This window comes from Nostoc sp. UIC 10607 (assembly GCF_047228265.1).
Lineage (GTDB): Bacteria > Cyanobacteriota > Cyanobacteriia > Cyanobacteriales > Nostocaceae > Nostoc > Nostoc foliaceum_A.
On the sequence record NZ_JBIQNW010000006.1, the window covers coordinates 28,481 to 50,909 of the forward strand.

11 protein-coding genes are annotated in these 22,429 nt (G+C 42.1%); 5 read left to right on the forward strand and 6 right to left on the reverse strand.

What is annotated here, in order from left to right; genetic code table 11:
• Positions 1–119 precede the first annotated feature (119 nt).
• Positions 120–1,445 carry a KamA family radical SAM protein gene (locus ACEYW6_RS07595; protein ID WP_412979233.1) on the forward strand — a complete coding sequence of 442 codons (1,326 nt, stop codon included), beginning with the start codon at positions 120–122 and terminating at the stop codon, positions 1,443–1,445.
• A gap of 91 nt (positions 1,446–1,536) precedes the next feature.
• Positions 1,537–2,940, forward strand: a complete 1,404-nt coding sequence (locus ACEYW6_RS07600; protein ID WP_412979234.1) for a hypothetical protein — start codon at positions 1,537–1,539, stop codon at positions 2,938–2,940.
• A 620-nt stretch (positions 2,941–3,560) separates the two neighbouring features.
• Here ACEYW6_RS07600 and ACEYW6_RS07605 read toward each other — a convergent pair.
• The 6 genes from ACEYW6_RS07605 to ACEYW6_RS07630 all read right to left on the reverse strand — a co-directional run bounded on the left by ACEYW6_RS07605 (position 3,561) and on the right by ACEYW6_RS07630 (position 12,986).
• The gene (locus tag ACEYW6_RS07605) at positions 3,561–3,743 is read right to left on the reverse strand and encodes a hypothetical protein (protein WP_412979235.1); all 183 of its coding nucleotides are present in this window, start codon (positions 3,741–3,743) and stop codon (positions 3,561–3,563) included.
• A gap of 20 nt (positions 3,744–3,763) precedes the next feature.
• Positions 3,764–3,958 (reverse strand): hypothetical protein, encoded by a 195-nt coding sequence (locus ACEYW6_RS07610; protein ID WP_412979236.1) that lies wholly within the window; start codon positions 3,956–3,958, stop codon positions 3,764–3,766.
• 63 nt (positions 3,959–4,021) lie between these two features.
• On the reverse strand, positions 4,022–6,226 hold the full coding sequence (locus tag ACEYW6_RS07615) for a pentapeptide repeat-containing protein (protein ID WP_412979237.1): 2,205 nt from the start codon (positions 6,224–6,226) through the stop codon (positions 4,022–4,024).
• Between the two features lie 32 nt (positions 6,227–6,258).
• A complete protein-coding gene (locus ACEYW6_RS07620; protein WP_412979238.1) occupies positions 6,259–8,322 on the reverse strand; it encodes a glycosyltransferase in 2,064 nt (687 codons plus the stop codon).
• A gap of 447 nt (positions 8,323–8,769) precedes the next feature.
• Entirely contained in the window at positions 8,770–10,131 is a 1,362-nt protein-coding gene (locus tag ACEYW6_RS07625; RefSeq protein ID WP_412979239.1) for a calcium-binding protein, read from the reverse strand.
• 1,706 nt (positions 10,132–11,837) lie between these two features.
• Positions 11,838–12,986, reverse strand: coding sequence for an alanine--glyoxylate aminotransferase family protein (locus tag ACEYW6_RS07630; protein ID WP_412979240.1), 1,149 nt, complete (start codon positions 12,984–12,986; stop codon positions 11,838–11,840).
• A gap of 164 nt (positions 12,987–13,150) precedes the next feature.
• Between ACEYW6_RS07630 and ACEYW6_RS07635 the strand changes: the two genes are divergently transcribed.
• From ACEYW6_RS07635 to ACEYW6_RS07645, 3 genes are all read left to right on the forward strand, one after another.
• Positions 13,151–13,540, forward strand: coding sequence for a DUF1499 domain-containing protein (locus ACEYW6_RS07635; RefSeq protein WP_190894360.1), 390 nt, complete (start codon positions 13,151–13,153; stop codon positions 13,538–13,540).
• Between the two features lie 693 nt (positions 13,541–14,233).
• Positions 14,234–20,146 (forward strand): AAA family ATPase, encoded by a 5,913-nt coding sequence (locus tag ACEYW6_RS07640; RefSeq protein WP_412979241.1) that lies wholly within the window; start codon positions 14,234–14,236, stop codon positions 20,144–20,146.
• Between the two features lie 65 nt (positions 20,147–20,211).
• Complete coding sequence (locus ACEYW6_RS07645; RefSeq protein ID WP_412979242.1) at positions 20,212–22,131, forward strand: sensor histidine kinase; 1,920 nt, start codon at positions 20,212–20,214, stop codon at positions 22,129–22,131.
• Positions 22,132–22,429: the final 298 nt, after the last annotated feature.

Sequence of the window (22,429 nt, forward strand, 5' to 3'; positions counted from 1 at the left end):
ATGCCAAATTATATCGGTTGGATGATTTTTCAAAACAACCTGACTCGTACTATTGCGAAAATGTCACTATAGTTGCTAGATACTTCCAGTATTTTTATTGAAATTAAAATAATAATTAAATGTCGCAACTTAACCCTAAAAAAATTCAGTTATATGAAATTAAAGATATAGATCGGCTTCCGCAACTGCAAAAACTTTCAACAGCAGACCGCTTGGCAATGAAAGCAGTTGCCCAAGTATTGCCGTTCCGTGTCAATAATTACGTAGTAGAGGAACTGATTGACTGGGAGAATATTCCCGATGATCCCATCTTTCGCCTTACCTTTCCTCAAAAAGAAATGTTGGCTCCTGAATCTCTAGACAAGGTTATTTGGCATCTGCAAAATTCTACGCCAGAAGAACTGCGTCAGCTAGTAAATACAATGCGATCGCAACTCAACCCCCATCCAGGCGGACAGGCAGAACATAATATTCCCACTTTAGATGGAAAACAAGTACCAGGAATTCAACATAAATATCCCGAAACAGTCTTGATTTTTCCGACAGCAGGTCAAACTTGTCACGCATATTGCACATTTTGTTTCCGTTGGCCCCAGTTTGTGAAGATGGACGGAATGAAATTTGCTACCCGTGAATCAGGTCTTTTCCAAGAGTATCTCCGCCAACATCAAGAAGTCACAGATGTTTTAATTACTGGCGGAGATCCAATGACTATGAAAGCTAAACATCTAGCTTTATACATTGAACCACTGCTAAATTCGGATTTTGAACATATCCAGACAATTCGCATTGGTACTAAATCGGTAGCTTACTGGCCTTATCGCTTTGTTACAGATGAAGATGCTGATGATGTCTTACGTTTGTTTGAGAAAGTGACTAGCTCAGGTAAACATCTGTCCATAATGGCACACTACGATCATGGGACAGAAATCAAAACTGAAATTGCTCAAGCAGCGCTCCAACGCATTCGTAGTACAGGCGCACAGGTTCGCACCCAAGGGCCACTCATGCGGGGAATTAATGATTCTCCGCAAGTATGGATACAAATGTGGCAAGAACAAGTTCGCCTTGGTTGCATTCCCTACTATATGTTTATGGAACGAGATACTGGAGCAAAACATTACTTTGAAGTGCCAATTATTCGAGCTTGGGAAATTTATCAAGCAGCAATACAAAAAGTGTCTGGGTTAGCTCGCACGGCTCGCGGCCCAGTCATGTCAGCACTACCGGGTAAAGTTGCAGTGGATGGCGTAACTGAAATTTATGGCGAGAAAGTATTTGTACTTTCTTTTTTGCAAGCACGCGATCCTAATTGGTGTAAACGTCCTTTCTTTGCACGTTATGACGAGAAAGCAACTTGGCTAACTGATTTAGTTCCAGCTATGGGAGAAAAGGAATTTTTTTATGAGACTAAATTAAAGGAAATTCTGAAAATACAAAGTTGAATTGGGGACTGGGGAATAATTTATACCCATTTCCAGAAACTTTTAAGAGATTTTATTGGTCTGGTTCTCCAAATTCTGCAAAAATCAGCCAATGTCATCTTCTACTCAAGGTATTCCCGGATTACCTGATTTGACGCATCCGATTGAGCTTGTCCAATTTGGAACCGAAGCGCTCAAAGCTTCATTGTTATTAGTATTTTTGATTGTAGCTTTGGGAGTTGCGATCGCACTGATCAGTTTTTCCCTGCGTCGAAGCCAGCCGGAACAACTTATATTCATAGGCGAATGGGCTGTTCGTTATTCCCAACTATTGCGGGGATTACAGCATTTAACTCTAGTATTAGTTCTGTTAATACCGGGATTTTTTCTCTGTTCAACTTTAAGCAATCGCTATCACCACTGGGAACAAGCAAAGGTGGCTCAAGTAGCTGAAAGTGTTGCAGGTGAAAAGCTTGAACAATTTGCGCCTCAAGTCCGCTACTCTATTCGAGAGCCATACTCATATACCACTCAAGTAGATGGCAAAATAGTTCAGGTCAATGAAACACGAGAGATTAACCGCTTCTTGATGCTGGCTAGTTCGCAAATTCAAGTCAACCTTGACCAAAGCGTAGATGTTCCAGGTCGCAGCTCAATTTATCGCGCAAATTATACTGCCGATTATAAAGTAGTTAACCAACTCAAGGATATTAATAATTTTTTCTTTGAGGCACCGCCACCCAACGGCTCCATACTTCTTGCTAGCTACAAAATCGAGCGTGACGGGACTAGGTTACAACAAACCAATCCGGGAGACTATGGCTTTCCCTTCCGGCTGCAACCAGGGGAAGAAACCACCTTTCGAGTCACCTATCAGGCGAGAGGCGGGCCTCGCTGGGTTTATAGTGCAGGGGGACAGATGCTATCTAACTTCCGCCTCATCGCAATTGCTAACTTTGCTCCAGCTAATTTTGCCAGTGGTATTGAACCTGATGAAATTAAATCTGACGGACGCAGTACACAATTTACTTGGAAATTTGACGATAATGTTTCAGTCAAAAATCCATTTGGAGTATTTACCAATACCGAGCCTATTAAGAACACGGGGGTAATTCCGCGTCTTTTATTACTAGCACCAGCAATCTTTTTGTGGTGGATATTGTTGTTATATTTGTCACTGCCAATGAGTTTCAAAAATGTAGCGATCGCTGCTAGTATTTTCTTTGCTTGTCTGTTGACTTTGACCTATCTAGCTCGTGTCATCAATGTTCAGTTGGCTTGGACTTTAATTTCCATCATTTTACTAATTTTAACATGGGGATTGGGAGCCAGTCGCAGGGCTTCCCTTGCTGCTATTATCTGCACTCTTGCTGGAGCAGTCCTACCCATCTTTGGATTATTAGTACCCGTCAGTGGGCTAACTCTCAGCCTAGCGGGTTTGCTTTCAGCCGTTTGGCTAGCAGTTCGTCACTGGTATAGTTGGTACAGTTTGCACCCAGAAGACCAGAGATTGTAGGGCTGTAGAAAAATGCTTATAGATTAGGTGATTCCGCTATGATTAGCAAAGTTTTAGTAAATAGCACTTATGGATAATGATTTACTGGCTTTTTTTGCGGGTGCTGGGTTACTTGTCCTCTATCTCATATTTTCCGCATTGACTGAAATGGGGACTAAACTACCTTGGAAGAAATAAGCAGATAGGGTAATGAAGCAAAAATATGTAAATTGAATGTACTGGAATAATGAAAAAATTTATATTTTTCAACCTGATTGGGCTTAGAAAAAGAAATAAACATGCTTTAGGCTGAGTTAATATATAGTTCCCATTCAGATACGGTACAACATTACATCATGAGGTGTAGGGGCACGGCACTGCCGTTGTACCTTACGTAAACGAGAACCGCTATACTTATTGTTCGAGAGAGAGCCAAATGCGCGATCCACAGAAGAACCACATTAAAATCGAGCCAGCAACCCTCGTATTAATTGTGTCCATACTAATACTCTTGCCTCTACTGTTTGTTGGTTTTTTCTCGCAGTGAGCTAATCTCACCGAGAATCTTTCCAGGTTGCAGTAACTTTAAAGTTATTGGCGTTTGTGTGTGGAGGCCATATCCTAATAGACGAGATATTCCCTCATAAATAATTGTCAATTTTTCTGGGATGCTTCATACTTTGAGATTTACCAAATAACTTATGTAAGGCAGCAAGACTTCGACTTAAAGCTAGCAAGCGGGGTCGTGGGTCTTTTTTTTGGGAGCCATGCTTACCCTTAATATCAGGATTAAAAAAGTGGGCAATAGTAAAAAGAGTTCGCATGAGGCTACACCCTTTTTAAGTTAGGTTTTTAGGTAAAAATGGTCTTTGATTGAGGGAGACAGAAGGGCAGATTTGGTAAAATTGGCATCAACTGCGATCGCAACCGTGAGACTTGCTCCTGTAAAGATGCCATTGGTAAAGTCGCCCTTAACCCAATACGGTTCGGGAAAAGGGAAAGGAGTGAATTCCAACCTTTCTCCTTTTCTCCAAACCACTACGACAGAACCCTTGGTGAAAATATCAACCCAAGTTCTCTACGGTAGGTATTCCTTGGGGATCTATGAGAATAAAAAGGTCGTATTTGCTGAGTCAACAATGTTGGTGACGATATCCGCTTGGGTAAAGCCAGTACCAAACAAGGTAATTAACAGGTCTTCTGCTGTGCCGAATCCAGGGTTGCCAGCAATGCCGTCGCTAACTCTAAACTGGGTATTAGTGCCAGCAGCATTAGTAACTACACGCACATCAATAGCAGCAATACCATTGAAGGAAAGGAAATCTCCCCCTGTTCCTGTGACAAATCCATTAACTCGGTCACTACCATCACCTAAGACATAGCGAATGGTATCGCTGCCTATACCACCAGTGAGAGTGTCATTACCAAGGCCGCCGACCAAAATATCATTACCATCAGCGCCAGTCAGGATATCATTGCCCGCTCCACCCGTAAGCAAGTCAGCACCGACTCCACCGTTGAGGTTGTCATTGCCGTCACCTCCATCAAGAGTATCGTTGCCACCTGCTCCAGTTAGGGCATCAGCACCACCATTGCCAAAGAGAATATCGTTGCCAGCTTGACCATTGATGGTGTTGTCAGCTTCATTACCAGTGATGGTGTTGGCAAGTCCATTGCCTGTACCTATTTGGGCTGTGCCAAGCAAAGTTAGGTTTTCTAAGTTATCGCCTAGAGTATAGTCCAGGCTGGACTGGACTGTATCTGTACCTTCATCGACGTTTTCTGTGATGGTATCCCCTATGCTATCGACTATATATGTGTCGTTGCCTGTGCCACCAATCAGGGAGTCATCCCCCGCGCCACCGCCAAGTGTGTCATTACCAGCATCGCCAATTAGAGTATCGTTGCCAGCCAACCCGTTGAGGGTATTGTTGCCAGTATTACCAATGATGACATTATTAAATGCGTTACCAGTCCCGTTTTGGGCTGTTCCTACTAAAACCAAGTTTTCGACGTTGTTGCCTAATGTGTAGCTAGTAAGACTAGAACGGACAGTATCTATACCTGCATTGGCATTTTCAACAACGATATCGCTGGCACTATTGACTGCATAGGTGTCATTACCCGCACCACCAACCATTCTGTCAGCACCCGCGCCGCCATCAAGATAATCATCCCCTCCAGCACCGGTGAGGGTGTCATTACCCTCAAAACCAAAGAGGTTATCGCCGTTACTAGTGCCGTTGAGGGTGTTGTTACTGGCATCACCAAGAGATAAGCCAATGGCATCAACTGCGATCGCTCCCGTGAGATTTGCACCCACAAAGGTAGCATCTGTAAAGTTGCCTTTTGACAGATTAGCGTTACTGAGATTGGCATCAGTGAAATTTGCACCAATTGCGATCGCATCAGTCGTCAGCACCCCACTCATGTTAGCCCCTGTAAAATTGGTATTGGTGAGGTTGGTTTTTGATAGGTCAGCATTCAACAGCTTGGCACTACTGAAATTTGCTCCAGTGAAATCAGTCTCAATTAATTTAGCCCCAGTCAAGTCTGTAACTGTAACAGTGCCATTAGCAGCTACATAAGCACTAAAATCAGAACCCGTCAAAATAGCATCATCTAGAGTCAAGTTGCTTAAATTAGCACCACGAAATCTAGCATTAATTGGCTGTGTCGGATCTAATGCTTCTACATCACTCAGAACAACGTCACTGAAATTAGCTAGGTCAAAAATTGCATTTTGCAGGGTAATATCTGTCATTTTTGCTAGTCGGAAGTCAGCACCAGTTGCATTGATGTTGACTAAAAGAGTTGCTTCAAAATCAGCTTCTTCTAAGCTGGCATTTGTCAGATTTGCACCAGTAAAATCAGCAGCTTTGAGCTTCGCTTTATATAGATCAGCACCAGTAAAGTTCGCACCTCTTAGGTTTGGTCGCTCGGATTGCTCGCCACTGAGATTAGCCTCCTGTAGATTGGCATTGGTCAGGTTAGCGTTTGACAGGTTAATGAATTTGGTGTTGATGAATGAGAGATTAGCACCAGTTAGGTTTGCTCCCCTGAGATTGACATTTTCTAATGTTGCCTTAAAAAGATTAGCTGGGCCAAAGTTATTATTGGAGGCAAAAATGGCATTACGGGCATCAACATTGTATAACTTCGCTTCTTCAAAGTTAGTGCCTCTCAACTGTGTATTGAACAATGAAACGTTGGTGAGAGTGGCTTTGAAAAAGGTCGAACCGTTCAGGTTTTGACCGCTAAAATCGTTTCCTACTAAAAGCTGTTCGCTAAAGTTTAGAGCTGGCATAGTACATACTTAAGGGTTGAAGGAATAGAAGTTCAAGCTGAATGTTTGATTGCTACAGATTGTGGTGGAGAAGTTTTTTGCATTTGGTCTTTTAACCAACCAGCAAAAAGTTCGTTGAGCAACCGTTGTCGCATCGGTTCGTCAAATTGGGACGGGATAAACTTTTCTAAGCGCACAATTAACCACCAATCGCCAATATTGGTCGGGAGCGATAGCTGACCGGGTTGGCTGAAGGCGAGAAGGCGGGCAAGTTTGGGATGGGGTGCACTCAATGCTATGGGCCCCATTAAGCCACCAGTCTGAGCCTCTGCACCTTGGGAATATTGCCTTGCAAGTTCAGCAAAGGACTGTTCACCTTCTAACAGGCGGAAGTAAAGTTCTTGAGCAACAGCTCTATCGCGGATGCGAATGAGAGAATAAACAACCTGGTCAAGTTTTGGTTTTAATTGGCGAAAATAAGTCTCTAACTTGTGATCCCAGGTAGCTTTTTTGAATTTCTCAATTCTCAAGTTGCGAGTTGTTAAATCTAAAAATTCTGTTTCAGTCAGATTCTGCTGCTGTAACCAAGCTTGGCGTTCAGCTTCTGATGACAACTGATTTTGTTGGCAAAACTCTTGGTAACACTTGGCTTGCTCTTCGCTTGTGCAGCTAAAAGAGGCGATCGCTTCGTCAATTAAGAGTTCTTGCTGAAGCTTTGGTAGCAGTTGATATCGACTCAAGAGAGGAATAATTTCTTGAGTTGTCAATGTCTGATTATGAACTTGTAAGAGTGTCGCAGATGTGGCTGATGAATTCTCAGCTTTTTGATGTCGCCTACCAAATCCCTTGTTTTCTACAGGGGCTAGCAACCCTAGTTTTGTTTTCTCCCAAGGCGCAACTAGTTTGTTATCTTCTGACTGCTGTATCCATTGCAGGTGTTGGGGTAATAATTGGGCTAAATCATAGCGATCTAGAATTGTTTGCCTTGCCTTCGCCCTAATTGCAGCCATTTTCTTTGGATGATTGAGGGCTTCTGCAATGCGATCGCATATTTCCTGCGGTGAAAAGAAATCTACCAACAGCCCATTAACGCCATCTTGAATCACCTCGGTTACAGAAGCTGTTTTAGAACCTATCAGCAAGCAACCTGCTGATAAAACCTCCAACATTGACCAAGATAAAACAAAGGGACGGGTAAGATAAACATGTGCCGCAGAAGCTTGGAGAACTTGCAGATATTCAACGTAAGGTAGCCAACCTGTAAAATGAACTCGGCTGAGGTCGAGATCATATTTTTCTAGCATCACCTCTTTATAGGTTTTGCCATCACGCAGAGGCTTACCATAGGCTACGCGGTTTTCTCCGACAATTACGACATGACAATGAGGGCGTTGTTGTTGGAGTAAGGCAACTGCCTCGATAAACTGGGGAAATCCCCGATAAGGCTCCATGCCCCTTGCTACATAAGTAACAAGTTCTTCAACATGAGAAAGATCCAGATTAATCCGTGGGAGAACTAATTTAGCCCCTGGTTTGGGACAAAAAAAGTTAGTATCAATCCCATCATGTAATACAGAAATTTTACTGTGATACTCTAGGGGGAATTGCTGGCGTTGCCAATAGGTAGGAGAAAGACCGCGATCGCAACTATATAGATCCTGCAAAATCGGCGCATTTTTAATCCGAATTCGGGCTTCATCATCCGCAGTCAGGCGATCGCTAGGATCAAAGTCAGCATCAGTACCATGAGCATGATAAAACCACTCAAAGTAACACAGTAACTTGGCTTTGGGAAAAATATCTTTGATAAATAAGGTAGGACCCCAACCCGAATGGCCATAAACTACATCTGGAACAAATCCCCGTGCTTTAAGTTGCTCTGCCAGCCTATACACACCTTGACCCTGAAGAACAGCATTTTCCAAGGGTTTGACGTAATGGTGAGTTTCCGGTCGAGCTTCTCGTTTAGGGTTATAGATGACTTTGTTAACACCGGGCAATTTACCATCGTGACGAGTAGTACCAAAGAAAACTTGGTTACGTTTGTCTTTAGCCAAAGCTGCTGCTACATGACGAAATTGAGCAGGGAAATTAGGATGCAAAAATAAAATTCGCACGGCACTTTCAGTAATTCTGAGTATTACAAATCTTTAAGTTAGTAGACATTTATACTGCATGAGAAAGTCGGGGTAAGATGCCCACCCCACAGGATTTTGATGCGATCGAGATATGCAAATTAGATGTGTTTGAGCTTATTTCCTGTTCTAGGTTTTCGGACAGGAGATATTAAGATGGACACAGTTAAGTAGGTCAGGCAGAATAAATGTCACTAGTGAGGAGAAGTATGGGGTAAAAGGTATAGAGTAGCTTGAATTACCCATTACCTAATACCCATTAAGACCAATCCAAATCCAGTGATCTTTAATTACGCCCGCTTATTTAGCTTTGGTACGAAGAGTAGCGAAAGCGAATTCTGACAACGCCGCTACTCTTCATGGTTGGGGTAACTATCAGGTGTGTGCTACTTGGTTCGTACCCAAGTACACCGCCTAGTTACCCATTTCTTAGATAGGCTCTACAACGAAATCTGATGCGTCGATCGCTCCGGGAAGTACCCCTTGCAGAACTGCTAAGGTTTCGGATTGAGCAATAGTAACGCCTTCAGTCAGAACGTAGATCCGAGTACTAGCTGTAGCAACACCACCAACAGTGAGATTGATGCGCTGGAAGCCTAGATCCTCAAATTCCAGAGCCTCAAGCACTAAGTAGTCAGTACCATTTTGGAAGTCGGTGATCCAGTCGCCAGCAGGAACAGGGATGATTGGCTCACCGGGTTGGGGTGGCTCGAATTCATATTCTGCATAATTCAATTGGAAGAAATCAGTACCAGCACCGCCAGTTAGCGTGTCGCGTTCGGTTTGGGTTTCTGAGTCTTCGCCACCATAGAGAACATCATTGCCACCACCACCGATAATGCGGTCAACGCCAGCGCCACCATCGATGAAGTCATCGCCCGCGCCGCCATTAATCACATCATTGCCAGCGAGAGATTCATCTACACCAAAGTCACCGTAGATAGTGTCATTGCCACCAAGCCCACTAAGGTTATCATTACCCTCACCACCATCGATGAAGTCACCTTCACTACCCCCTGTGATGGTTTCTAAGCCAGCGCCACCCAAGAGGGTGCTAGAACCTGCACCACCATCGAGAACGTCATTGCCATCACCGCCATCGAGGTAGTCAATACCGTCTCCACCCAGGAGGGAGTCATCACCGGCATAGCCATAGAGAGTGTCATCACCATCGCCACCAATGAGGGTGTCATTACCGCCCGAAGCCAAGGTGTCAGCTTCGCCGTAAAGGGTATCATTGCCCGCACCACCATCGATGTAGTCAGCACCACCCGAAACCGAACCTTCTGTGTCGTCGCCGTACAGTGCGTCATCATAGAAGCTACCAATTAGGGTGTCATTGCCAGCACCGCCCTGGGCAGTATCTTCAAAGCCACCATAAATCCAGTCTGCACCTGCGCCACCATCAAGGAAATCTTTCCCATCAAGTCCATCTTCAGCGTCCGCGCCGCCGTAGATGGTGTCATTGCCGCCATCACCAAATACTGAGTCTTCGCCTTCTCCGCCAAAGAGTCTGTCAGCACCAGCTCCACCAAATATGGTGTCTTTATCGAATCCGCCATCGATGAAGTCATTGCCAGCATCACCATATAGCTCGTCCTCACCGAACTCCCCCAATATTCTGTCGGCACCATCTCCACCAAACACGGTGTCTTTATCATCTCCACCGAAGATGGTGTCATTACCGCCTAAGCCAGATAAGAGGTCTTCTTTACCAAAGCCGCGAATCGTATCAGCATTATTAGTGCCGGTAAGGGTATCGTTTTCCGGTGTTCCGTTTCTTACTGCCATAAATGAATCCTTGTTTTCAAAACACAATTTTTCTAGCTAACTTGAACGGGCTGGATGCACGATACAAATCTTGCTAATTAGTTGTTGCAATTCTCACCACTCCCCCCTCTCCCAAAATTAGAAGAGGGGGTCATAAAGGCATGGTGAGAAGATATTGCAGTAGATCGTTAGACATACTCCCAATCACTCCATGAGTAAACATTTGCAAATCAACTTTTTTTGATTTGGCAACTTTGTGTAGGCGACAGCACAAAAATGGACAATTTTAGCCTCTCAAAACAATTAGAAGCAATAATTTAAGAATGGCAAAACATTGTGTAGTCGCACTTTTTCGCGGCCCACTTTTTTGGCGTTATCTTTTACAAACTTATAACTCGCACGAAAAATGAAGCGAAGGCTAAGATTCTACCTTAAGCTAAACATGATTTTTGCCGAAAACAAAATATGCGTCAACCTTATTTGGTGATGCAAACTCGCTGTCGCGCATGTGCAAGCTGAGAATTCAGGCCCAACAGTAAATAAATCATGACGGCAGAATTACTTTATCTACCTGATTTCTCTAAACAATCCAAATTTGCATAATTATGTTTTTGCAGTTAGGTTTGAAATCGATACACAACTGAAACATTAGCCGAGAGCCGAGAGCCGAGATTGATGATGGGAACTATAAACTTTTAATTAGATCATGCTTAGGTAAAAATTTTACCTGTCAAGATAATGATCTTTTGTATTAGTAGTTGCACTAAGAATAGTAAATTTACGCTTTTATACGAGAAACAAAAGTTTGCTAAGTTTTTGCTAAGTGCCAAAGTTTCCACTCCGAACTTTCAAAAACCTTTTACTCGATAAAAACTTGTCACTGCATCTGATGATCTTTATGAAGCCTGATTAATAAGCATAATCAAATTTATGCCCACTTTAACATATTCACATAGAGATTTATCTCTGTCAATATAGGTATTTAAAATTATTCCTAAAGATAGATAAAAGAGATATTTGAAAAATAATTTGTAATAATTCATACCAATTTTCCAAAAATTTTTCTTCCAAAAAAGAAAATTAATGCACAAATTCTGCCGAAATAGATTAAAATCAACGTTTGTCTAACTATTAAGTAAAACGACACATACAGGCTGGCAAGACGGGAAAAATCCCTTCCAGAAAAACCATATAAGTTTTTGTTAATTAAAGTTTTTACCTGATAACAAAAAAAGTAGGCTATGTCTAGGTTTACTTTATGCCAATCCTGGTAAGTTGCTGAAGTATTACTTAATAGATTTTAATGAATTTTGCTTAACATTCAACATATTCTCAGCTTTATAGTGAGAATGCAAGGACAGTTAAGACAGTTAAGTAGACAGCAATCAAGAAATAAATAGATAGGCATAAATAAACATAACTACTCACTGTCCGCGTAATCCAGAAAGAGTTAGATGAGATAAGGGATTGCGGGCAAGCAAGCGAGTGTTTTCACCAACCATTATTCAAGTATTATTCTGGTAAAAAAATCTTGTGTGTCATGTAACGCTTTAATAATGAGCGTGAGGAATGGCACATTTACTTCAATTTGGATATAGCAAAGGTGACCCTAGCCTACCCCAGGTAAAATTAGTGATCGGTTAGTGCGATGCCTAGGTTGGGCTACGCCTACGCTCTTTTTATCAGGTGCGTTAAGCTACTGTTAACGCACCACTTTCACCCGAAAACTACTTAGGCAAAACTTGACGTAGTGCTGCTAAAAGTTGGTCAACACTTTCCTTACGACTATTAAAGCCCATCAATCCGACGCGCCAGACTTGACCCGCTAGTTCGCCAAGACCACCGCCAATTTCAATATTATGTTCATTGAGTAACTGCCGAGCGATCGCTTTACCATCTACCCCTGCTGGAATGCGGACAGTGGTAAGCGTTGGTAGCCTATACTCTTGCTCAACGTGCATACTCAGTCCTAAGTTTTCCAACCCTTCCCAGAGATATTCTACGTTTTTCTGATGGCGCTGCCAGGAGTTTGCTAACCCCTCTTCTGCAAGTAAACGTAGTGCTTCCCGCAATGCATAGTATAAATTAATGGGTGCTGTATGGTGATAGGTGCGTTCAGCGCCCCAATACTTACCCAGTAACAACATATCCAAATACCAGTTTGCAACCTTTGTTGGGCGCTGTTGCAATTTTTCAACTGCACGCGCACTCATTGTAAAGGGCGAAGCGCCAGGCGGGCAACCCAACCCTTTTTGGCTACAACTATAAGCTAGGTCAACTCCCCAAGCATCTAAAAACAAGGGAACGCCACCCAAACTCGTCACCGTATCTACCAGCAGCAAAGTGCCAAATTCCCGACATAAATCAGCGACCCCTTCCAACGGTTGACGTGCACCAGTGGAGGTTTCGGCATGAACTAAAGCTAAAATAGCTGGACGATGAGTTTCTAGGGCAGTTTGGAGTTCATCGAGGTTGAAGACTTGTCCCCAAGGTTTGGTAATGGTTCGCACATCTGCGCCATAACGTTCAGCCATATCCACGAGGCGATTACCGAAGTAACCAGCCACACCAATCAAAACCACATCACCAGGTTCAACAGCATTAGCGATGGTTGCTTCCATTGCGGCTGTTCCTGTACCGCTGACTGCAATGGTGAGTGGGTTTTCTGTTTGCCATACATAGCGTAGCAACGACTGAATTTCATCCATGAGTGTGAGAAAAGCTGGGTCAAGATGCCCAACAGGTGAAGTATTCATCGCTTCGAGAACTGTGGGATGGGCATTCGATGGGCCTGGCCCCAACAGCAGACGGGATGGGATTTCTAGAGGTGTGAGTTGCAAGCGCCCAGAGTCGTTGATTGAAATTGTTTGCGTCATAAACTGTCTTCGCCTAGACGATACTTACCGCATCATAGAGCGATCGCATCACCGATGTTTTAGTGAATCTGTCATTTGCCAGAAGATGCGATTACAGCAAAGTATTACAGTGATTTGAACAAATGTGTGAGAGTATACTTATTCACTTACCCGGAGACATAATTATGGTTTTTGCTGGCAAACGACCAAATAATTTAGGTATTAGCAATGGTAAATTAGCACCCTGCCCTAATTCTCCTAACTGTGTTTCTAGTCAGAGTACAGATGCAAGCCACAAAATTGCACCACTGACATTTACATCTACTCCAGAAGAAGCGATTACTAATCTCAAAAATGTTATTCAGTCTTTACCGAGAACCAAAATCATTACCGAAAGCCAAGACTATTTATATGCAGAATTTAAAAGTGCCTTGCTGGGATTTGTGGATGATGTAGAATTCTATCTAGACCGGAATGCTAATGTTATCCAAGTGCGTTCAGCTTCACGCTTAGGTCAGAGCGATTTGGGTGTTAATCGTCAACGGATAGAGACGATTAGAGCCAAGTTAAAGTAAGTTAGCTGATGCGCGTCTAAAGTATATAAACACTCTTGATGGTCGTTAACTGTTGACTGTTGACGGTTAACAGTCATCAGTCATCAGTCATCGGGTAAATGTACAAATTAAATGCGTAACAGCTTATTAACTTTACTTTTTAGGTCGACTTTATCCATTTTTTCGCAATGTGATACTCCTGCAAAGTCGCTGCAAGAATGCCTAAGCTAAAATCTCTGTGAGACGATAGTTTTACAAAAAGGCAGGAGGCACAGCTAAAAGCCTTTTCAAATCTCGTTTCCAGCCTCTGGGCTGGAAATGCAACTCAAAAGCGGCTCTGCCGCCAGCAAGACGCGATGAATCGCGTCTCTACAAATGGTCTATTTGTCGCATTCTTTTTTAAAATTGGTATTAGACCAAACTTCTAAAACTACTAGGATAAACGGCAATCTCGCTATCCCTCAAATGCTTTAGGGATTACTTTGCAAACTATATTTATACACCGTTGCTATCGGCGTTAATTATCCTGCCAGTGGAAGTTTTATATAAACGACGCTTAATTCGCTTACCCGTAAACACTGGTGACGAAACAGCCCTGTGCTTGATAAAGGGGGTTGGGGAATCTCTTATGCGTAAGTCCTCTGAGTTAGAAAAAGCTGATTTTTGGGCAGACTACTTTTAATAAATAGCTGATTTAACAAGAGTTGATCAAGTATGAATACAGTAGTTGAGCCGATGGACAAGCTTTTGAACTATCGAATTAACGAGCAACTTTATGCAGGCTCTAGAACGTTAGTTTACCGTGCAATTCGAGAGGCAGATCAACTTCCGGTGGTAATCAAATTGCTCCATCAGGAGTATCCCAGCTTCAACGAACTGCTGCTGTTCCGTAATCAGTACACTATCGCTAAAAATATTGACCTGCCTGGTATTGTTCATCCCTATAATCTGGAACCTTACCGCAACAGCTATGCTTTGATAATGGAGGATTTTGGCGGTATTTCCCTCAGAGATTGGATAAACACAAGAATTGGGAGCAACCAATATACTCTGACAGAGTTTTTGGACATTGCGATCGCTCTGAGCAATATTCTTGACGGACTATATCGCCATCGGGTTATCCACAAAGACATCAAGCCTGCCAACATCCTGATTAACCCGGAAACCAAGCAAGTCAAGTTGATTGACTTTAGTATTGCCTCTCTTTTACCTAGAGAAACCCAGGAAATTCATAGTCCTAATGTTTTAGAAGGTACCCTCGCCTACCTTTCCCCGGAACAAACCGGGCGGATGAATCGCGGAATTGACTATCGCAGTGATTACTACTCCCTTGGTATTACCTTCTATGAATTGCTGGCTGGACACCTACCCTTCCAGTCTAATGATCCGATGGAGTTGGTTCACTGTCATATTGCCAAGCAACCAGATCAATTAGAAGGCAAGACGGAAAAAGAAATCCCGCAAGTTCTTTGTAACATTGTGATGAAATTGATGGCGAAAAATGCTGAAGACCGCTATCAGAGTGCATTAGGGCTGAAATTTGATTTAGAACAATGCTTGGAGCAATTGAAGAACACGGGTAGAATTGAGAGTTTCCCAATTGCACAAAGGGATATTTGCGATCGCTTTATTATCCCAGAAAAACTTTACGGCCGCCAAGCCGAAGTTCAAAGCTTACTGGATGCCTTTGAGGAAGTCTGTCAGGGAAGCACTGAAATTATTTTGGTAGCAGGCTTTTCTGGGATTGGCAAGACTGCTGTGGTTAACGAAGTCCACAAGCCAATTGTGCGACAACGGGGTTATTTCATTAAAGGCAAATTTGACCAATTCCAACGCAACATACCTTTCTCTGCCTTTGTGCAAGCCTTCCGAGACTTAATCAGGCAACTACTGAGTGAAACTGATGCCCAATTCGAGTATTGGAAGTGCAAAATTATCTCCGCTTTGGGTGAAAACGGACAAGTAATGATTGAGGTGATTCCAGAACTAGAAAGTATGATTGGGAAACAGCCTCCTGCGCCGGAACTCTCTGGGAGTGCAGCCCAAAATCGCTTCAATCTGCTGTTCTTAAAGTTCACTCAAGTCTTTACTGCACCAGAACATCCATTGGTAATCTTTATTGATGATCTGCAATGGGCAGATTCTGCTTCTTTAAAGTTAATGCACTTGTTAATGAGCGAAGCTAAAATCGGCTATTTACTATTAATTGGTGCCTATCGAGATAACGAAGTCAACCCAGTACATCCGCTGATACTGACTTTGGAAGAGATTCAGAAGTTGGGCGCTAGAGTTAATACGATTATCTTAGCTCCTCTTGATGAAATATCCGTCAATCATTTGGTTGCAGATACATTTAGTTGCTCACTGGCGTTAGCTACACCGTTAACAGAATTGGTATTGAACAAAACCAAAGGCAATCCTTTCTTTAGCACCCAATTTCTCAAAGTGCTACATCAAGATCAACTTATTACATTTAATTTTGATGGTGGTTATTGGGAATGTGATATTGCTCAGGTGCGAGCGATCGCTCTTACTGATGATGTCGTAGAGTTCATGGCAATTCAACTTAAAAAGTTGTCAACAAAAACTCAAGAAGTCTTGAAATTAGCAGCTTGTGTGGGAAACCAATTTGATTTAGCGACATTAGCGATCGTCCATGAAAAATCCCAGATGGAAACAGCCGCAGACTTTTGGAAAGCGTTGCAAGATGGGTTGATTATCCCTACCAGTGAGGTCTACAAATTCTACCAAGAGGAGTCAGAATTTAGAATTCAGAATTCAGAATTGAAGCAACATAATTTTCCTGATTCCTGTTCTTACAAATTTCTCCACGATCGTGTTCAGCAAGCTGCTTATTCCCTAATTCCTGAATCTCAAAAGAAAGCTACTCATTTAAAAGTTGGGCAATTACTGTTAAAAAATACGTTGCCTGAAGTAATTGAAGCCAGCATTTTTGATATTGTTAATCAGCTAAATGAGGGAATTGACATAATTAATGAACAATCTCAGAAATATGAACTGGCTCAACTGAATCTAATTGCTGGCAAGAAAGCAAAAGCTTCAACTGCTTATAAAGCAGCAGTTAAGTATTTCACATTGGGCAGACAATTGCTAATAGAACAATGTTGGCAAGCTAACTATGAACTCACATTTGAGTTATATCGAGAGTCTGCGGAGTGTGAATATTTAACTGGCGATTTTAGCCAGGCAGAGACATTATTCAACTTAACATTAAATCATAGCCAAGATAAATTTGAAAAGGCTGGTCTTTATGCTATTCAGATGTACCTGAAAATGACTCAGGGTGAAAATATCGAAGCTAGTATTGAATCTGGACTGAAAGGTTTGAGCATCATGGGGATGTATTTGCCTATTACTTTTGAAGAACAGCAAGCTGTTATCGAAACTGAACTTCAAGAATTAAAAGCTAAACTTGCAGCAATTCACACAGCAGATTTATTCAATTTACCTGAGATGACAGATCCAGAGAAGAAAGTCTGCATGGGACTTTTAGCTGATCTTTGGGCAGCAGCTTATATGGGAGGAGATCAACATCTCAGTTATTTGGCTCCTCTATTAATGATCAGTTTATCATTGAGATATGGCAATGCAGAAAGCTCTGGTTTTGCTTACTGCTTATATGGGATGAATCTGGCAAATCAAGGAAGTTATAAAACTGCCTATGAGTTCGGTACGTTGGCACTAAAACTTGATCGTCACTTTAATAGCACCCAATTTATATTTAAGACCAATAATATCTTTGCACACACCATTAATCCCTATAATGAGCATTTAAAAACGAATTTATCACTTTCACAGCAATCATTCCAAATATGCCAAGAGACTGGGAATTTGGTGTTTGGCGTTTGGGCAGTTTCGTTTCTCATTTGGGCGATGTTAATTAAGGGCGATCGCTTATCAGATGTCTACGCAGAAACTGAGAAATATCTGAGCTATGTGCAACAGGTGAATGATGCCAATATGCTGTATGCGTTTACTTTACAGCGGCAGTTTCTACTGAACTTACAAGATATATCTAAAAATACTCATTTATTAGATGATCACAATAACAAAGATATTGCCTATATAGAAGTGTGGAGACAGAAGAATAACTTTGAACATGGGATTAATTGGTATTGCTTTCTCAAAATCCAATTATCCTACCTTTATGGTCGCTACGAAGATGCAGTTACAGCGGCAGAAGAAGCTGAGAAAACCCTAGCTTCTAACTCTGGCTTCTTTCCAATTATTCAGTATCATTTCTATTATCCGCTCAGTTTATTAGCCCTGTATCCCAATGCGACATTAGCGAAGAAAAACCAGTATTGGGACATTATCCGAGAGCATCAACAAATCCAAAAAAACTGGGCAGATAATTGCCCACAAAACTTTCTGCATCGATATCTATTGTTATCTGCTGAAATAGCAAGAATTTCTGGCAAGTATATGGATGCAATCGAGTCATACGATCGCGCCATTGCTAAAGCCAAAGAAAACGAATACGTCAACGAAGAAGCTCTTGCCAATGAACTTGCAGCCAAGTTTTATTTAGAATGGGGCAAAGAACGTATTGCCCAAGAGTATTTAATTAATGCTTACTATTGCTACACACGCTGGGATGCTAAAGCTAAAGTCGATGACCTAGAAGAGCGTTACCCACAGTTGCTAGTCCCCATCCTACAACAAACGCGTTCACGAAGTGACTCTGAAAGAGTATCGCCACTCACAATTAGTCACACGATCGCAAATATTGACACCATTGCTACCTTCCACGCAAGCATTCATAAATCAGTAGCATCTAGCAGCAATACATCAGTAATTTTAGATTTAGCAACAGTTCTCAAAGCGTCTCAGACTCTCTCCAGTGAAATCGAACTGGGTAAATTACCTACGAAGCTGTTACAAGTGGTGATTGAAAATGCTGGAGCAGATAAGTGTGCGTTACTACTGCTCAAAAAAGGTAAATTGGTAGTTGAGGCGACTGCTGAAATTGGGCAGCAATCAACCATGCTACAGTCCGTTTTTGTGGAAGATAGCGCAGACGTTCCCCATAGCCTAATTTATACAGTTAAACGTAGCCTACAAACTACAATTATCCTTGATACAACAGTGCATCCGGCGCTGATAGCTGACCCCTACATCATTCGTCAGCAACCCAAAAGCTTGCTGTGTACGCCGATTTTGTATCAAGGCAAACTGTTGGGGATTTTGTATTTAGAAAACAATCTTACTACTGGGGCGTTTACCAGCGATCGCGTCGAAATTCTTAATCTATTATGCACTCAAGCTGCAATCTCCCTAGAAAACGCCCAACTTTATCAGCAAGCACAAGATACTCTAAAAAACCTTGGACAGACCGAACAATTTTTGCGGTTAATTATCGATAATATTCCCCAGTCTGTTTTCTGGAAAGACCGCAATTGTGTTTATTTAGGCTGTAACCAGAAATTTGCTCAAACTTACGAGAATGGAGTGTCTGAAAGTGTTATTGGTAAAACAGATTACGACTTTTCCTGGACTCGTGAGGAATCAGATTCTTTTGTAGAGTGCGATCGCCGCATTATGGAGTCTGGACAAGCTGAACTCAACATTATCGAAACTGTGCAGAAAGCAGATGGAAAACAAATCTGGTCGAATACAAACAAAATTCCCCTACGAGATAGAGAAGGAAACGTTTTTGGCATCCTTGGCACTTCTGAAGACATCACCGAATACCACCAAGCACAAAAATTATTGCAACAGCAAAAGCAACAATTAGAACAAGCATTACAAGAACTCCAAGCAATGCAATTGCAATTAGTACAGGGTGAAAAAATGTCTGCCCTTGGTAATTTGGTAGCAGGTGTTGCCCATGAAATCAACAATCCTGTAGGCTTCATTGCTGGCAACATTGAACCAGCCAAAGATTATATCAAGGATTTGTTTGGATTAATTAACCTTTATCAACAAAAGTTTCCAGATCCCGGCTCAGATATTGAAGATGAAATTGATGCCATCGATTTAGACTATTTACGGGAAGATTTACCTAAGTTGCTGGACTCGATGAAACTGGGTGTTAATCGTATCCGCAGTATTAGCACTAGTTTACGAACCTTCTCCAGAGCAGATAAAGATTACAAAGTGCCCTTTAATATTCACGAAGGCATTGACAGTACTATTTTGATTTTAAGACATCGTTTAAAAGCCAACGAAAACCGTCCAGAAATTGTGGTGGTAAAAGACTATAGCAAATTACCCTTAGTAGAATGCTTTGCTGGACAACTCAATCAGGTGTTTATGAATTTATTAGCAAACGCGATTGATGCACTTGAAGAATACAATACAGAGCGCAGTTTGGAAGCCATTCTAGCCAACCCGAATTGCATCACTATTCAAACCCGTATAGCAGACTCAGGTGAGCACATTTTAATTAAGATTGCCGACAACGGAGTGGGGATGTCACCGGAGGTCAAGCAACGAGTATTTGACCATTTATTCACTACCAAGCCAGTAGGAAAAGGCACAGGATTGGGATTAGCGATCGCTCGTCAAATTGTGGTTGAAAGACATGGTGGTTCGCTCTTCTGCACTTCTGAACCTGGACAGGGGACAGAGTTTGTCATCCAAATTTCTACTCAACAACATTAATTAAGTAAAAACAAATTTTACTTTTGCATTTTTACTTTGAAATTTTAACTTGTAGTAAGACGATAATGATGCTTAAATTACGGAAAGGCTGGTTGAAAATTAACCCCCGTTGGTATGCCCCAACCGATAAAATTTACTACTTGTTCAAATGGCGATCGCGAAACCTACTATTGTTATCAATTGTGGTGATTCTATCCATTAGTATTAGCGCCACGGCTATCACCAGTTACAAAATTGTTAAGGGGTTATTGCTGGATAGCCTCAAGCAGCAAGCACTTTTAAAAACACGCCAAGGTCAGGATGATATAGATAACTGGTTAGGCATTCGTAAGACAGAAATTAAGACTTTGGCAAATTCTGTTTTGGTGCGATCGGTAGATTGGTCTGTAATGGAACCTTACTTGCAATCTGAGGTGAATCGACTGCAAACGTTTTTGCTCATGGCGTTGAGCACACCAGATGGTACATTAATTAATACTCAAGGGAGTCTTCTAAATGTTAAAGATCGAGAATTTTTTCAGCGAAGTATGGCGGGTGAAACCGTAGCTGCCAATCCAATTCTTGGACGCACAAGCAATCAGTTACAAATTCAGATTAGTTCGCCGATTCCTGCCGAAACAGGCACAAAGCCGGCAGGTGTGTTAATGGGAGGAATTCCGATTAACCGAGTAGTTGAAGCGATCAGCAATTTACATCAAGGCAAAGGCAGCTATGCCTTTGCGCTGAATTCTCAAGGAGTTCCCATCGCCCATCCCGACACGGAACTAATAGGTACACCCGAAAAAGTTGCCCAGAGTTTCCTCAACTCACCCAATCCCAGGTTAGCTGAAATTACCCAACAAATGGTGGCTAAACGTACAAATATTGAATTGGCTCAACTGGATGGGAAGTGGAGCTATGTTGCTTACACTCCCCTCAGAGAAGCAAATTGGTCGGTAGCTTTAGTTGTGCCACAAGAAAATATTGAATCGCCATTGCAGGCGTTGAACCTGTTGGCTACGGTTTTGGGAGGATTGCTAGTGGTTGGGTTGATCAGTGCATGGCGACAGGTGCAACTATATGAGCAGATTCGCGATCGCGCCTTGATTTCCAGCCGGCAGGCACAGCAACTCAGCCAAACCTTGAAAGAATTGCAAAATACCCAAGCTCAACTCATCCACACCGAAAAAATGTCTAGCCTGGGACAATTGGTTGCTGGGGTGGCACATGAAATCAATAATCCCGCCAATTTTATTCATGCCAACCTCAACCATGCCAGTGAATACAGCGCAGGTATCCTCGATTTGCTAAAGCTTTATGAGCAAACCTACCCAAATCCTACGTCAGAAATTAGCGATCGCGCCCAAGACCTTGATATTGAATTTTTGGCAGAAGATTTACCCAAGCTAATGGCATCAATGCAAGTGGGAACCAAGCGCATTCGTCAGATTGTACTGTCGCTGCGTAATTTCTCGCGCCTTGATGAAGCAGATATGAAATTTGTAGACATTAATGAAGGATTAGATAACACCCTGATGATTCTGAATCATCGCCTAACAGCCACGGCTGATCAAGCAGAAATTCAGATCATTAAAAAATACGGAGATTTGCCACTAGTTGAATGCTACGCAGGACAACTCAATCAGGTGTTTATGAATATTCTGGCAAATGCGATCGATGCACTCGAAGAAGCCAGCCAAAAACGGAGTTTTGAGGATATTAAAACTAACCCCAATCAAATTAAGATCCAAACCCAAGTTGATGAATCAAGCCATTACGCGATTATTCAGTTTTACGATAATGGTATTGGCATGTCAGAAGATGTTAAGCAACGGGTATTTGACTATATGTTCACTACTAAACCTGTGGGCAAAGGCATCGGATTAGGAATGGCGATCGCCTATCAAATTGTTGTAGAAAAACACGCAGGAACTATTGAAGTTGATTCTACCCCAGGATGGGGGACAGAGTTTACCATCTGTATTCCTTTAACAAGTAAAAATTAAAAATTACTGACAAAATTGAAACAGCCAATAATTATATCAAAGATTGTTTTGGCTAATTTATACACTCATTAATGCGATCGCTATTTTGAAATAAAAGCTGATGGTAAAAACTCAATCTTTCCCGTTTCATCCTCGACTGGAAAATCTGGACTGTGTAGCCTGTTAAAAGGATGTTTGAAAAGTCGAAAAGTATACTAAAGACCCCGCTTCCATTCCTCTCGCCGAATTTTGCCCCCGCTAGAGCTTTCTTAAGGTTATCTACTCTGGGGTGTTATATCCGATATTCCATAATTTGATT

What these genes read in the sequence shown, in the direction of transcription:
- ACEYW6_RS07615 (WP_412979237.1), bottom strand. Translation starts at nt 6,226, where the DNA reads ATGCCAGCTCTAAACTTTAGCGAACAGCTTTTAGTAGGAAACGATTTT.
- ACEYW6_RS07635 (WP_190894360.1), top strand. Translation starts at nt 13,151, where the DNA reads ATGGTTTTTGCTGGCAAACGACCAAATAATTTAGGTATTAGCAATGGT.
- ACEYW6_RS07640 (WP_412979241.1), top strand. Translation starts at nt 14,234, where the DNA reads ATGAATACAGTAGTTGAGCCGATGGACAAGCTTTTGAACTATCGAATT.
- ACEYW6_RS07605 (WP_412979235.1), bottom strand. Translation starts at nt 3,743, where the DNA reads ATGCGAACTCTTTTTACTATTGCCCACTTTTTTAATCCTGATATTAAG.
- ACEYW6_RS07630 (WP_412979240.1), bottom strand. Translation starts at nt 12,986, where the DNA reads ATGACGCAAACAATTTCAATCAACGACTCTGGGCGCTTGCAACTCACA.
- ACEYW6_RS07595 (WP_412979233.1), top strand. Translation starts at nt 120, where the DNA reads ATGTCGCAACTTAACCCTAAAAAAATTCAGTTATATGAAATTAAAGAT.
- ACEYW6_RS07600 (WP_412979234.1), top strand. Translation starts at nt 1,537, where the DNA reads ATGTCATCTTCTACTCAAGGTATTCCCGGATTACCTGATTTGACGCAT.
- ACEYW6_RS07625 (WP_412979239.1), bottom strand. Translation starts at nt 10,131, where the DNA reads ATGGCAGTAAGAAACGGAACACCGGAAAACGATACCCTTACCGGCACT.
- ACEYW6_RS07645 (WP_412979242.1), top strand. Translation starts at nt 20,212, where the DNA reads ATGATGCTTAAATTACGGAAAGGCTGGTTGAAAATTAACCCCCGTTGG.